The 12,889-nt window shown below is 66.8% G+C and carries 14 protein-coding genes; 5 read left to right on the forward strand and 9 right to left on the reverse strand.

Annotation, left to right across the window (positions count from 1 at the left end):
* Positions 1–15: 15 nt before the first annotated feature.
* Positions 16–891, reverse strand: a complete 876-nt coding sequence (gene dapA / locus ACWPKK_RS06335; protein ID WP_452001931.1) for a 4-hydroxy-tetrahydrodipicolinate synthase — start codon at positions 889–891, stop codon at positions 16–18.
* Positions 892–927: 36 nt separating this feature from the next.
* On the opposite strand from dapA, the gene ACWPKK_RS06340 reads away from it, so the two are divergent.
* The gene (locus tag ACWPKK_RS06340) at positions 928–2,913 is read left to right on the forward strand and encodes a lytic transglycosylase domain-containing protein (protein WP_452001934.1); all 1,986 of its coding nucleotides are present in this window, start codon (positions 928–930) and stop codon (positions 2,911–2,913) included.
* A 102-nt stretch (positions 2,914–3,015) separates the two neighbouring features.
* Here the strand turns inward: ACWPKK_RS06340 and recA are convergent, their stop codons facing one another.
* The 8 genes from recA to flgB form a co-directional block, all read right to left on the reverse strand.
* Complete coding sequence (gene recA / locus ACWPKK_RS06345; protein WP_194914146.1) at positions 3,016–4,095, reverse strand: recombinase RecA; 1,080 nt, start codon at positions 4,093–4,095, stop codon at positions 3,016–3,018.
* A 164-nt stretch (positions 4,096–4,259) separates the two neighbouring features.
* Positions 4,260–6,812, reverse strand: coding sequence for an ATP-binding protein (locus tag ACWPKK_RS06350; RefSeq protein WP_452001939.1), 2,553 nt, complete (start codon positions 6,810–6,812; stop codon positions 4,260–4,262).
* A gap of 94 nt (positions 6,813–6,906) precedes the next feature.
* Positions 6,907–7,983, reverse strand: a complete 1,077-nt coding sequence (gene flhB / locus ACWPKK_RS06355) for a flagellar biosynthesis protein FlhB (RefSeq protein ID WP_452001942.1) — start codon at positions 7,981–7,983, stop codon at positions 6,907–6,909.
* Positions 7,984–7,996: 13 nt separating this feature from the next.
* Positions 7,997–8,767, reverse strand: coding sequence for a flagellar biosynthetic protein FliR (gene fliR, locus ACWPKK_RS06360; RefSeq protein ID WP_452001945.1), 771 nt, complete (start codon positions 8,765–8,767; stop codon positions 7,997–7,999).
* Positions 8,764–9,123, reverse strand: coding sequence for a flagellar biosynthetic protein FliQ (locus ACWPKK_RS06365; RefSeq protein ID WP_324870396.1), 360 nt, complete (start codon positions 9,121–9,123; stop codon positions 8,764–8,766). Before ACWPKK_RS06365 ends, fliR begins: the two co-directional genes overlap by 4 nt.
* A 57-nt stretch (positions 9,124–9,180) precedes the next feature.
* Positions 9,181–9,480 (reverse strand): flagellar hook-basal body complex protein FliE, encoded by a 300-nt coding sequence (gene fliE / locus ACWPKK_RS06370; protein ID WP_324870395.1) that lies wholly within the window; start codon positions 9,478–9,480, stop codon positions 9,181–9,183.
* Positions 9,481–9,530: 50 nt separating this feature from the next.
* Positions 9,531–9,941 carry a flagellar basal body rod protein FlgC gene (flgC, locus tag ACWPKK_RS06375; RefSeq protein ID WP_324870394.1) on the reverse strand — a complete coding sequence of 137 codons (411 nt, stop codon included), beginning with the start codon at positions 9,939–9,941 and terminating at the stop codon, positions 9,531–9,533.
* A gap of 87 nt (positions 9,942–10,028) precedes the next feature.
* Positions 10,029–10,433: a flagellar basal body rod protein FlgB gene (gene flgB / locus ACWPKK_RS06380; protein WP_324870393.1), complete on the reverse strand. Its 405-nt coding sequence runs from the start codon at positions 10,431–10,433 to the stop codon at positions 10,029–10,031.
* A gap of 298 nt (positions 10,434–10,731) precedes the next feature.
* Between flgB and ACWPKK_RS06385 the strand changes: the two genes are divergently transcribed.
* The 4 genes from ACWPKK_RS06385 to fliP are packed head-to-tail and all read left to right on the forward strand — an operon-like array spanning position 10,732 to position 12,620.
* The gene (locus ACWPKK_RS06385) at positions 10,732–11,061 is read left to right on the forward strand and encodes an EscU/YscU/HrcU family type III secretion system export apparatus switch protein (protein WP_452001950.1); all 330 of its coding nucleotides are present in this window, start codon (positions 10,732–10,734) and stop codon (positions 11,059–11,061) included.
* Positions 11,062–11,105: 44 nt separating this feature from the next.
* A complete protein-coding gene (locus ACWPKK_RS06390) occupies positions 11,106–11,459 on the forward strand; it encodes a hypothetical protein (RefSeq protein WP_452001953.1) in 354 nt (117 codons plus the stop codon).
* Positions 11,460–11,481: 22 nt separating this feature from the next.
* Positions 11,482–11,835, forward strand: a complete 354-nt coding sequence (locus tag ACWPKK_RS06395) for a FliO/MopB family protein (RefSeq protein WP_324870391.1) — start codon at positions 11,482–11,484, stop codon at positions 11,833–11,835.
* The gene (gene fliP / locus ACWPKK_RS06400) at positions 11,832–12,620 is read left to right on the forward strand and encodes a flagellar type III secretion system pore protein FliP (protein WP_452001957.1); all 789 of its coding nucleotides are present in this window, start codon (positions 11,832–11,834) and stop codon (positions 12,618–12,620) included. Before ACWPKK_RS06395 ends, fliP begins: the two co-directional genes overlap by 4 nt.
* The last annotated feature ends 269 nt before the right edge of the window (positions 12,621–12,889 follow it).

Raw genomic sequence — 12,889 nt, forward strand, 5'->3', positions numbered from 1 at the left:
GGCCCGTTCTGTCTCTCAGGACAACAGGCCGGCTTTGGTCATGGCTCCACGCACGGCGGCACGGGCGGTCTCCGACGCCGAAACCAGCGGCAGGCGCACCTCGTCGCTGCCGAGGCCCAGCAGGCTGGCGGCGAACTTCACCGGGGCCGGGCTGGTCTCGACGAACATCGAGTCGTGCAGCGGCGACAGCACATCGCGCAGGCGGAACGCCTCCTTCAGGTCGCCCTTCGCCCAGGCGGTCTGCATGGCGGAGCACAGCGCCGGAGCGACGTTCGCGGTGACGGAGATGCAGCCCACGCCGCCCTGCGCGTTGAAGGCCAGTGCCGTGGCATCCTCGCCCGACAGCTGGATGAAGTCGGGGCCGACCTCCTGCAGCAGGCGGGACGGGCGGGACAGATCGGCGGTCGCGTCCTTCACGCCGACGATGTTGGGCAGCTTTGCAAGCCGCGCCATCGTGGCCACAGACATATCCACGACACTGCGGCCGGGAATGTTGTAAATGAAGATCGGCAAATCCGCCGCGTCATGGATCGCCTTGAAATGCTGGTACAGACCCTCTTGAGACGGCTTGTTGTAGTAGGGCGTGACCACGAGCGCCGCCTGGGCGCCAGCCTGCTTGGCATGGCGGGTCAGCGCGATCGCCTCGTCGGTCGAATTGGAACCGGTGCCGGCCATCACCGGCACCTTGCCGCCGGCCGCCTCGATGCAAAGCTCCACGACGCGGTTGTGTTCCTCGTGGGACAGGGTCGGCGACTCGCCGGTGGTGCCGCAGGGCACCAGACCGTGCGTGCCTTGGGCGACCTGCCACTCCACGAAGGACTGGAAGGCCTTCTCGTCCACTTTCCCGCCCTTGAACGGAGTCAGAAGGGCGACGATGGAACCGTGGAACATGGCTGCCTCCTCAGTCGGCTTAGCTGGAAAAAAGAGTTGCGCACATTATCCCTCCCCGCCGCCCTCGGCAAGAGCGCCCGGACCGCTGTTTTCGCGGGTCTCCTCACCCTTCTCGCCGCGATTCCCGGCGCCCTGCCCGCCGCAGCGCTGAGCGCGCAGGACATCGCGATCTATCGCGAGGCTTTCAAGCTCGCCGATAGCGACAGGCTGGCCGAGGCGCTGGCCACGGCGTCGCGTGCCCAGGACCCGTTACCGGCGAAGGTTTTGCGCTGGATGGCGCTCGCCAACCCCGGCGGCGGCAGCTTCTCCGACATCACGGCCTTCATCCGCGAGAATCCGGACTGGCCCAACATGGCGGCCCTGCGCCGTCAGGCCGAACTGGCGATGCCGGACATCCCGCCGGCCGAGGTGGTGGAGTGGTTCCGCCAGTCCCCGCCCCAGACCAGCGACGGCTTCGTCCGCTATGCCGACGCGCTGATCGCCACCGGCAGCGTGGAACGCGCCACCGGCCTGATCCGCAAGCAGTGGGCCGACGCCACCTTCACCCCGGATGAGGAGGCCACCTTCCTCGCCCATTACACCCCCTATCTGCGCCCGCTGGACCACAAGGCGCGCATCGACCGGCTGCTCTGGGCCAGGCAGGACGCGCCGGTGCGCCGGATGCTGCCCTTCTTCGACGAGGCCTACGACACGCTGATCGAGGCGCGCATCGCGCTGGACGGCGACAGCCCCGGCGCCGACGCGGCGCTGTCCCGGGTTTCCCCCGCCCTGCGCGACGATCCCGGCCTGATGTTCGACCGCGCCCGCTATCTGCGCCGCAAGGGCGACGATGCCAGCGCGCTGGAGATCATGGCCCGGGCCGGCACCGACCTCGGCCGTCCGCAGGCCTGGTGGCCGGAGCGCCATCTGCTGGCCCGCCGGGCGATGGAGCGCGGCGACTTCAACCTTGCCTACCGCCTGGTCAGCACCCATGGCATGAGCGAGGGCAGCGCCTTCGCCGACGCGGAGTTCCTGTCTGGATTCATGGCCCTGCGCTTCCTCGACAAGCCGTCTGAGGCCTTCGCCCATTTCCACAAGCTCTACCGCTCCGTATCGGCCCCCATCAGCAAGGCGCGCGGCGCCTACTGGTGCGGCCGGGCGGCGGAGGCGCTGGGACAGACGGAGCCGGCACGCGACTGGTACGCCAAGGCCGCGACCTACCCCACCACCTTCTACGGCCAGCTGGCCTTCCGCCATGTCTCCAACGGGGCGGTGACCCTGCCGACGCCGCCATCGGTGTCGAGCGCCGACACCTCCGCCTTCAACCGGCGCGAGGTGGTGCGCGTCGCCCGCCTGCTGGCGGAGATCAGTGGCAGCACCGACGAGCGGCTGGGCAGCTTCGTCCGCCGCATCAGCCTGGATGCAAAGTCCCCCGCCGACTATGTTCTCGCCGCCCGGCTGGCGAGCGAGGTCGGCCGCCGCGATCTCGCCGTCGCCGCTGCCAAGGACGCCGCCCAGAACGAGGTGTTCCTGGTCGATGCCGGCTACCCGATGATCGACGCCCGGCCGGCGGCGCCGGAACTGGCGCTGGTCCACGGCATCATCCGGCAGGAGAGCACCTTCAACCCGAACATCGTCTCGTCGGCCGGTGCCCGCGGCCTGATGCAGCTGATGCCTGCCACGGCGCAGCTGGTGGCGGGCAAGCTGGGCCTGAAGCACACGCAAGCCCGGCTGACCACGGACCCCGGCTACAACGTCACGCTGGGCTCGGCCTATCTGTCGGAACTGATCGACCGCTTCAACGGCTCGTGGGTGCTGGCGATCGCCGGCTACAACGCGGGACCGAACCGGGTCCGCCAGTGGCTGCAGACCTATGGCGACCCGCGGACGGAAGCGGTGGACGTGGTCGACTGGATCGAACTGATCCCGATCTCCGAGACCCGCAACTATGTCCAGCGCGTTCTGGAAGCCGTTCAGGTCTATCGCACCCGCCTGAGCGGCGACCAGACGGAGCCGAATCTGGACAGGGATCTGCGTCGGTAGGGCGTCGCGGTGGCCCCCTCCCTCGCAAGCTGACATGCCTTAAACAAAAAGGCCCCGCCTCCTTTTCGGGAGGCGGGGCCTTTCATCCGACATTCGCTGTCGTCACTCCGGAGTGGAGGCTTCGCCATCGGCTTCCGGGGTGCCCATCATGGCGTCGGCGACCAGACCGGCGTTGCCGCGGATCTTGGCCTCGATCGCATCGGCCATCTCGGGGTTGTTGCGCAGGTAGGTCTTGGCATTCTCGCGGCCCTGGCCGATGCGGGTGCCGTCATAGCTGAACCACGCACCCGACTTGTCGACCACACCGGCCTGGATGCCGAGGTCGAGCAGCTCGCCGACCTTCGACACGCCCTCGCCGTACATGATGTCGAACTCGACCACGCGGAACGGCGGGGCCATCTTGTTCTTCACCACCTTGACGCGGGTCTGGTTGCCGACGACGGTGTCGCGATCCTTGATCGCGCCGATGCGGCGGATGTCGAGACGCACGGAGGCGTAGAACTTCAGCGCGTTGCCGCCGGTCGTCGTCTCCGGGTTGCCGAACATCACGCCGATCTTCAGGCGGATCTGGTTGATGAAGATCACCAGGCAGTTCGACTTGGAGATCGAGCCGGTCAGCTTGCGCAGCGCCTGGCTCATCAGGCGGGCGTGCAGGCCGACATGGCTGTCGCCCATCTCGCCTTCCAGTTCGGCGCGCGGCACCAGCGCGGCGACCGAGTCGACCACCAGCACGTCGATGGCGCCGGAGCGCACCAGCGTGTCGGCGATCTCCAGAGCCTGCTCGCCGGCATCCGGCTGGGAGATCAGCAGCTCGTCGATGTTGACGCCCAGCTTGCGGGCATAGGACGGATCGAGCGCGTGTTCGGCGTCGACGAAGGCGCAGGTACCGCCGGCCTTCTGGGCCTGGGCGATGGCGTGCAGCGCCAGCGTGGTCTTGCCCGAGCTTTCCGGCCCGTAGATTTCGATGATGCGGCCCTTCGGCAGGCCGCCGATGCCCAGCGCGATGTCGAGACCCAGGGAGCCGGTGGAAATGACCTCCGTCTCGACCAGGTTCTCACGGGCGCCGAGCTTCATGATCGAGCCCTTGCCGAACGCGCGTTCGATCTGGCTCAGGGCGGCATCGAGCGCCTTCTGCTTGTCCATGGAATCCTTCTCGACCAAACGAAGCTGTGCGGACGACATGCCCGGTACCCCTCTCTTAGAACACACGGTCGGCGCTCTTGCAACGAAGCTGAATGTACTCTCTTCGTTCTCATTTGCAAGGGCTGATGTTGCCGGTGTGTTCCTATCTTACGGGGGTGCCCAAGCGGCTCTTTAAGGCGGTTCTTGGTGGCGGTTCAGGTCTCTCACCGTGCGTCGCGGATGACCTCCTTCACCTTGGAGGCCAACTGTTTCAGCGAGAAGGGTTTGGGCAGGAAATGGGCGACTTCGACGCCGTCGATCTCGCCCAGACGGTCCTCGGCATAGCCGGAGATGAAGATCACCCGCATCTCCGGTCGCAGTTTGCGGACATGGCGGGCCAGCGTCGGGCCGTCCATCTGGGGCATCACCACGTCGGTGATCAGCAGGTCGATGGACGCGCCGTTTGTCTCTATCTGCTGCAGCGCCGCCTCTCCGTTCTTCGCCTCCAGCACCTGATAGCCCTTGTTGCGCAGGGCGCGGGCGGAGAAGACGCGCACCGCGTCCTCGTCCTCGACCAGCAGGATGGTGCCCGTGCCGGTCAGGTCGCTGCCGCGGCGCTCACGCGGCTCCGCCGTATCGACGGGGCGCAGTTCGCCTTGATGGTGGGGCAGTAGGATGGTGAAGGTCGTCCCCTCCCCCACCGCCGAATCGACCAGCACGAAGCCCCCGGTCTGCCGCACGATGCCGTAGACGGTCGACAGGCCGAGCCCCGTCCCCGACCCGACCTCCTTGGTCGTGTAGAAGGGCTCGAAGATGCGCTGCAGATTCTCCCGCGCGATGCCGCAGCCGGTGTCGATCACCTCGATGGAGACGTAGCTGCCGGGCGGCACCGTCTCGTGCTCCCGCCGTTCGGGCTGGGTCACGACGTTGTTGGTGGTGTTGATGGTCAGCTTGCCGCCGCCTGCCATGGCGTCGCGGGCATTGACCACCAGATTGATGATGACCTGCTCCAGCTGGTTTTGATCGACCTTGACCAGTCCCAGGTCGCGGCCGTGGATCATCTTCAGTTCGATGTTCTCGCCGATCAGCCGGCGCAGCAGGTTCGCCAACTCCGCCAGCACGTCGGTCACGTTGATGACGCGCGGCTGCAGGGTCTGTTGGCGCGAGAAGGCCAGAAGCTGCCGCACCAGGTTGGCGGCGCGATTGGCGTTCTGCTTGATCTGCATGATGTCGCTGAAGGACTGGTCGCCCGGCTTGTGCCGCAGCAGCAGCAGGTCGCAGAAGCCGATCATCGCCGTCAGCAGGTTGTTGAAGTCATGGGCGACGCCGCCGGCCAGCTGGCCGACCGCCTGCATCTTCTGCGACTGGGCGAACTGGGCCTCCAGGCTCTTGCGCTCGGTCATGTCGATGAAGTGCAGGATCAGGCCGACGCCCAGCCCATTCTTCTCGGCCTGCCCATTCTTCTCGGCCTCGCCGCGCCCGTCCGTGCGCACCGGGTTGGCAAGGCGCCGGGCATAGAGCTGGGCCGTCAGTTCCCGGCCGCCGGACAGCCGGACCTCCAGCGGATGGGCCGGATCGGCGCCGCCCTGGACAGACTTCAGCCGGGCGGTCACCGCCTCGCGCTCCGCCGGGACGATCAGGTCGGCCATCGGGCGATTGATGACGCTGCCGGCCTCGCTGCCGATCAGCGCCAGGAATGCCTCGTTGCATTCGGTCAGTTGCCCGGTCTCGTCCACCAGCGCGATGCCGATCGGCGCATCCTCGAAGAAGCGTTGGAACCGCTGTTCCGACAGGCGCAGAGCCTCCTGCCATTCCCGTTCGGGCGACAGATCGCGCACCACCGACCGGGTGTGGATCGTCCCGTCGTCGGCATGCACAACGCTCTGCGCCACCGCCACCTGGAACCGGCGGCCGCGCAGCCCCACCATGGTCAGTTCGCCGCGTTGCTCGCCGCCGCCATGGTCGAACAGATCGTAGGGTGCCGCGGACTGCGGCGGAGCGGCCAGAATGCCGTGAAGGCATGCCTCCCCATCGGTCAGATCGCCGGGAAAAGCCTCCAGCCATTGAGCCAGGGTTGCGTTGACGAACAGGAACTGGCCGTTCTGGTCCACGGAAAAGAAGCCGACAGGCGCATGTTCCATGAAATCGGCGAGCTTGGCCTGCTCGCGCAGCATCACATGCTCCAACTCGCGCCGGGCGGTGATGTCCTCGATCCGCCAGTGGACGGAGCCGGCGAAACCGGGCACCGGCTGGCCCTGCACCTTGCGCCATTCCGGCGGATTGTGGTCCAGCGCCGGGATCGCCAGTTCGGCGGACGCCGCGGCCCCCGCCCGCACCCGTTCGCGCAGGCGGCGAAACTCGCGCGCGCTGTCGGGATCGTCGGAGAACTGGCGTGCCAGCGCATCCAGCGGCCGTTCGCCGCGGCGCCAGCCGGCAAGCTCGCGGAAGGCGGCATTGACGAAGACCACATCATCGGCACCGTCGCAGACCAGCTGTCCCGCCGGCATGCCTTCCAGCGCCCCGCCCAGCAGTGCGCCGATTCGCGCCGACCGCCGGACGACGGCGATGCTGCGGCCGATCAGCAGGGCGACGCCCGCTGCCGCCAGCACCGCTCCCGTCCATCCGATCTCTTCCCGGTCCAGCAGAAGGCCGGCGGCCAAGACCAGCAGCCCGGCCGGCGCCAGACAGTACTGGAGCAGCATCAGGGGCCCGCCGGACGGTGCCGCGCGGTTGGCTGCGTTGCGCGAGGTGTCGGAAAGGGAAGTCGAATCGTCCACCAGATCTCCAGGCACCAGAACCCCAAGCCCCCAATGTCATTGCGCGCGAAGGTCAGTCGTTCCACCTGGTGCCGTCAACCGTTCCAGGCGCGCATCAGTTGCGCAGCGACCGCCCTTTCAGCTTGAAGACATAGGTAATGACTTCGGCGACCGCCCGATAGTGCTCGGATGGAACTTCCTCGTCGATATCGCATGCGGCATAGAGCGCACGGGCGAGAGGCGGGTTTTCTATGACCGGGACATTGTTCGATTCGGCGATCTCGCGAATCTTGAAGGCGACCTGATCGACGCCCTTCGCCAGCACCAGCGGCGCGCCCATCTGGCTGGGATCGTATTTCAGGGCCACCGCGAAGTGGGTCGGGTTGGTGACCACCACGTCGGCGTTGGGCACCGCGGCCATCATGCGCTTGCGCGCGCGTTCGAAGCGGAGTTGGCGGATGCGGCCCTTGACGACGGGATCGCCTTCCTGCTGCTTGTGCTCGTCCTTCACCTCCTGCTTCGTCATCTTCATCTTTTTGTCGAACTGGGTCTTCTGCCACAGGAAGTCTCCGGCGGCGATGAAGGTCAAGACCACGAGCACCCAGATCAGCAGGCGGTGCGCAAGGCTGTCGATCTGCAGCAGCATCGCGAACATGTCGATGCCGATGAAGGTCTCGACACCCGCGAACATCGGCTTCAGCGCCATGAAGGCCACACCGCCGACCACCGCCAGCTTGGCGATGCTCTTCAGCAGTTCCACGCCCTGACTGGCCTTGAACAGGTTCAACAGGCCGGGCAGCGGGTTCAGCTTTTCGAACTTTGGCGCGATCAGCGTCCAGGACACGTGAAAGCCGGTCTGCCCGATGGTGGACAGCACTCCGGCCACCACGAACAGCAGGATCGGCAGCCACAGGGCCCACATGGCATCGGCCATCACCCGGAACAGCAGCGCCCCGACCCCGGCGCGGTCGAACGTGAACTGATCCAGATTCTGGAAATAATAGTTCAGGCGGAAGACCATCCCCTTCATCGTGCCGGGCAGGATGGCGACCAGCACGACCAGCATCGCCGCGACCATCAACCAGTTCGCGGCCTCGCGGGTCATCGCGAACTGGCCCTGTTTGTGGGCCTCGTCGAGCTTCTTGGATGTCGGGTCCTCTGTTTTGGAGGACTCGTCCGCATCTTCCGACATCGGCGTCCTCCCTCTACAGAGGCTTCAGCAGTTCGATGAAGCTGGATTCGAACCGCGACAGCCAGAACAGCATCATGGCGCCCAGGGTCAGCCCGAACAGGAACAGCCCCATCAGCACCTGGACGGAGGTGAAGATCTGGAACACCTGCACCTGCGGCGCCAGCTTGTTGAGCAGGCCGAGCGCCAGCGCGAACAGGATGCCGGTGATCAGGAAGGGGGCCGACATCTGCACCCCAAGCAGGAAGGTCTTCGACACCAGCTGCCCGATCACGTTGGCCATGTCGTCCACCGGAATCGCCGCCCCCGGCGTGAAGGTGGCATAGCTGTCGACCACCGCCATGATCAGCAGATGGTGCAGGTCGGTCACGAACAGCAGGAGCAGCCCCAGCCAGCCCATCAGCGCGCCCGGCAGCGAGCCCGCAGTGGCCAGCGCGGGGTTGAAGATCTGGGCGTTGGCCAGGCCGCTCTGCAGGCTGATGATGGTTCCGGCGACTTCCAGCGTGCCCATCAGCAGCCGCGCGATGGTGCCGAGGAAGATGCCGATCGTCATTTCGCCCGCCGCCAGCACCAGAAGCTGAAAAGGACTGCCGGGCATCGGCGGCAACTGCGGCCGGATCACCGGCGCCACCAGCACGCTGACCGCGAGCGCGAACAGCAGACGCGTGCGGGGGGTGATGAAGGCGTCGCCGATGGTCGGCATCACGCTGAAGGCGGTGCCGACCCGCAGGAAGACCAACATCCAGACGAAGATCTGTTCGCCCAGAAGCTGCTGGAGAACGTTCATCCGCCCGCCGCGGCCGCGGTCGGCGCCGGGGCCGGCGTTATGCCGGTGCCGGGCGTGAAGGGTGCGCCGCCATTGTCGTGGGCGCCGACGCCGATGGCAACGATGCGGTCGGCGACCTCATGCTCGAAGAACTCGGTCAGCTTGCTCAGCATGAAGGGCATCAGAAGGATGCTCAGCCCGAAGACCAGCATCACCTTCGGCACCATGGCCAAGGTCTGCTCGCTGATCTGCGTGACGGCCTGGAAGATCGAGATCACGGTTCCGAGAAGCATCATGATGATGAGAATCGGCCCGCACACGATCACCAGGGTGACGATCGAGGTGCGGCAAAGCTCGATGACTTCGGTCTCGCTCATGACGATGGTTGCTTCGGTGCGGGCTGCTTCGATGCGGTTGTGAAGGACGGCCGGCCGTCACATCGGCATGCGCAGGATTTCCTGATAGGCGTTCAGGACCTTGTCGCGCACGGCGGTGACGGTCTGCAACGTCACCTCGGCGTTGGTCACGGCCTGGACCACATCGTTCAGGTCCGCCTTGCCGACGGAGGCGAGCGCCGACATGTCCTCGCTCTTCTTCAAGGTGCCGATGCTCTCCTTGGCCGCCTGTTCCAGCACATCGCCGAAAGAGGCGCCGTCGCGCGCGGCAAGGCCGGGGCCGGTCGTCTTGGCGGCGGTGGTGGCGTAGGCCGCGGCGGCGTTCAGCGGATTGATCATGGCGGCGGTTCCGGTCGGTCAGGGGAGATGGGGCGGCTGGGCGGGAGAAATCAGGTGCGCAGGATGTCGATGGTGCGGGTCAGCATCTGGCGCGCGGTGTCGATGGCGGACAGGTTCGCCTCGTAGCTGCGCTGCGCCTCGCGCATGTCCATCGCCTCGACCACCGAATTGACGTTGGGCAGCAGGACATAACCGTCGGCGTCGGCCGACGGGTGGGACGGGTCGTAGCGGCGCTGGAAGTCGCCCTTGTCGACGCCGACCTTGGCGACGCGGACCTTGTCCACGTCCATAGCCCGGTCCAGCTCGTTCTTGAAGATCACCGTCTTGCGGCGATAGGGCAGATCGCCCGGCGTTTCCGCCGTGGTGTTGGCGTTGGCCAGATTCTCCGAAATGACCTTCAGGCGCGTGCCCTGCGCCTTCAGGCCCGAGGCGGATACCGCCATCGACTTGTAGAGATCCATCGCACCGCCTCCTCAAACGCCCGCAAACCCTGCGGCCGGCAGCCACATGCCCGCCCGGCCCGAACCCGGCCCGAACCCGAAGGCCGGTCAGCCGCCGGAGCGGATCGCCGACTTGATCATCGTGACCTGCTTTTTGTACAGGTTGGTGATGGTCTGGTAATCCATCGCGTTCTGGCCCATCCGCATCATCTGGTCTTCCAGGACGACGTTGTTTCCGTCCGGCGCCGTCTCGTACGGGTCGCGCACCTTCTGTTCCTTGGCAAGACCGCCGGGACCGCGGGTGCCGGCCAGATGGGACGGATCCGTCGCCGCCGGGGTCAGCCGCCGGTTGTCGCTCAGCGCGTCGCGGAAGCTGAAGGGCTTCAGGTCGCGGCTCTTGTACTCGGGCGTGTTGGCATTGGCGATGTTCTGCGAGATGACTTCCTGACGCTGGGTCAGCCAGTCCATCTTGCGCGACATCAGCTTGAAGATGCCGAGATTTCCGAGGTCCATGGCCCTGATCCCGTCCTTGATGCCTCCGGTCACGCCGACCGACGCCAAACCTCCGGCCCAAACCTTCGGCAGAATAGCCATTGGAAGGCCGCACTCCCGATGGTCGCCCGTTTGCGTTAACGAAGGATGAATCCCGGCAATCGCGAGTCGCACCGGCAGACCGCCTTTACAGTTCGTTAAGCCTACCGGTCCAGGATGCGGGCCAGGAAGGACCCCTTGAAAAGGCCGCCTTTTGTCCGCGCAGCCCCGCTCCCCCGCATCCAAGCCGGCCGGTACGTCCCCGCACCCGTCCGGGCCCATGCCTGCGCGGCGTCCGGTCGCCGTCGCGCTGAAATACGAACTGGGGACCCAGACCCTGCCGCGGATCGTCGCCACCGGCAAGGGAACGGTAGCGGAGCAGATCCTGGAGGTCGCCTTCGCCAACGGCGTCAAGGTGCGCGAGGATGCCGATCTGGTGGAGATCCTGTCGGCGATCGAGGTCGACAGCGATATCCCGGTGGAGGCCATAGCCGCCGTGGCCGAAGTCCTTGCCTATGTCTACCGCGCGAACGGCACCCTGCCGCCGGAACCGCAACCGGAAGAGCCTGCCAAGCCCATGGCCGCCACGCATATGGAGGACACGCCGTGACCCGTCCGCCATCCCCTCCCCGCCCCCCTCGGGGTGCCTGCTCCTTGGCCGAACTCATGGAACGGGCGGCATCCCTCGGTGCGGCCCTGGAAGAGGCGCGGGCGGAGGCGGAGGCCGGCGCCCTGATCGACCTTGCCGGGCTGGAGGACAGCGTCGCCCGCCTCTGCGCCGAGGCGGAGGGGATGCCGCACGACGAGGCGCGGGCATTGCTCGGCCCGCTCGGCGACCTCGTTGCCGCCCTGGATCCTCTGGCGGCATCGCTGGCCGACCAGCAGGCCAACCGCGAGCAGTCCATCGCCGCCGCACTGGCGGGGCGCGACGATCCGCACACCGCCCGACAGCGCGCCGCCGCCGCCTATGGGCGTACCGGCCCCGCCCGCACAGACGAACTGCCCTGATTAGAGAAAGCCCGCCGCTTCCATGGATCTCGACCAGTATATCCGTTTCCTGATGGCGCTTTTCTTCGTGGTGGCGCTGATCATGGTCGTCGCCTGGGTGATGCGCCGCGTCGGCATGGCCGGCGGCACCGTGCGCGGCCGCGCACGCCAGCGCCGGCTGAGCGTGGTGGAGGCGCTGCCGATCGACGCCAAGCGGCGGCTGATCCTGATCCGCCGCGATGACCGCGAACATCTGATCCTGCTGAGCGCCAACGGCGACCTGCTGGTCGACAGCGCACCGGCCGGCGGCTTCGACAGCGCGTTGGCCAAGTCGGACGAAAAAGCCCCTGCCGCTCCGCCCGCCGCCGCAGTCGCGGCGGGGAGCCAGCCGCAATGAGGCCGCTCCTCCTCCGTCGCCTCGCGGGCTGTTGGAAGCCGCTGGCCGCCGCGCTTCTGCTGGCGCTGGCCGTCGGTGTGTTCACCGGCCTCAGCGCCGGGCCGGCGCTGGCGCAGAGCCTGACCTTCGACCTGGGCGATGCCGGCGGCACCGCCACCGGCCGCATCGTCCAGATGGTGGCGCTGATCACGGTGCTGTCGCTGGCGCCGTCGATCCTGATCATGATGACGGCCTTCACCCGCATCGTCATCGTGCTGTCCTTCCTGCGCAACGCGCTGGGCGTGCAGCAGGTGCCGCCGACCACGGTTATGATGTCGCTGGCCCTGTTCCTGACCTTCTTCGTGATGGCCCCGGTGTTCGAGCGCAGCTACACCCAGGGCATCCAGCCGCTGATCAACCAGGAAATCGACGAGATGGAGGCGTTCCGCCGCACGGTGGCGCCGCTCCGCGAGTTCATGCTGAACCACACCAGCGAGAAGGATCTGCGCCTGTTCATGGACATGGCGCGCATCCAGTCGGTGCCGGAGCCGTCCGACATGCCGCTGCACGTCCTGGTCCCAGCCTTCATGATCTCGGAGATCAAGCGCGGGTTCGAGATCGGCTTCCTGCTGTTCCTGCCCTTCCTGATCATCGACATGGTGGTGTCGTCGATCCTGATGTCGATGGGCATGATGATGCTGCCGCCGACCATGGTCGCCATCCCGTTCAAGATCATCTTCTTCGTGCTGGTCGACGGATGGTACCTGATAGCTGGGTCGCTGGCGCGCAGCTTCGGCACGCTCTGAGGAAGGATCCCGGGCGAAAGACACACGCGGAGCGAGAACTACCCTGCGCACTTCGTCGCATCCCCCGCGCTTGGGCTTCGCCGCGCAAGCGCGCGCTGGCGTCCGCCGCCGTAAACGCGTATGAGGAAGCCGGTGAGCGCAGGCGGGGGACCGGCAAGGAGGCCGGACCGCCGGATGGCTCCGACCTGTCGCGATCGCCGGACCGGGGTTCGACAGTCGGTGCCGTCACCGTCGCACCGGGCGCCATCGCAACGACGGACCAACCTCGG

The organism is Azospirillum largimobile (genome assembly GCF_977007025.2).

Coding starts and splice junctions, on each gene's coding strand:
- dapA (WP_452001931.1), bottom strand. CDS start 891: ATGTTCCACGGTTCCATCGTCGCCCTTCTGACTCCGTTCAAGGGCGGG.
- fliE (WP_324870395.1), bottom strand. CDS start 9,480: ATGATCAATCCGCTGAACGCCGCCGCGGCCTACGCCACCACCGCCGCC.
- ACWPKK_RS06365 (WP_324870396.1), bottom strand. CDS start 9,123: ATGAGCGAGACCGAAGTCATCGAGCTTTGCCGCACCTCGATCGTCACC.
- ACWPKK_RS06385 (WP_452001950.1), top strand. CDS start 10,732: ATGCCTGCGCGGCGTCCGGTCGCCGTCGCGCTGAAATACGAACTGGGG.
- flgB (WP_324870393.1), bottom strand. CDS start 10,433: ATGGACCTCGGAAATCTCGGCATCTTCAAGCTGATGTCGCGCAAGATG.
- fliR (WP_452001945.1), bottom strand. CDS start 8,767: ATGAACGTTCTCCAGCAGCTTCTGGGCGAACAGATCTTCGTCTGGATG.
- fliP (WP_452001957.1), top strand. CDS start 11,832: ATGAGGCCGCTCCTCCTCCGTCGCCTCGCGGGCTGTTGGAAGCCGCTG.
- flhB (WP_452001942.1), bottom strand. CDS start 7,983: ATGTCGGAAGATGCGGACGAGTCCTCCAAAACAGAGGACCCGACATCC.
- recA (WP_194914146.1), bottom strand. CDS start 4,095: ATGTCGTCCGCACAGCTTCGTTTGGTCGAGAAGGATTCCATGGACAAG.
- flgC (WP_324870394.1), bottom strand. CDS start 9,941: ATGGATCTCTACAAGTCGATGGCGGTATCCGCCTCGGGCCTGAAGGCG.
- ACWPKK_RS06395 (WP_324870391.1), top strand. CDS start 11,482: ATGGATCTCGACCAGTATATCCGTTTCCTGATGGCGCTTTTCTTCGTG.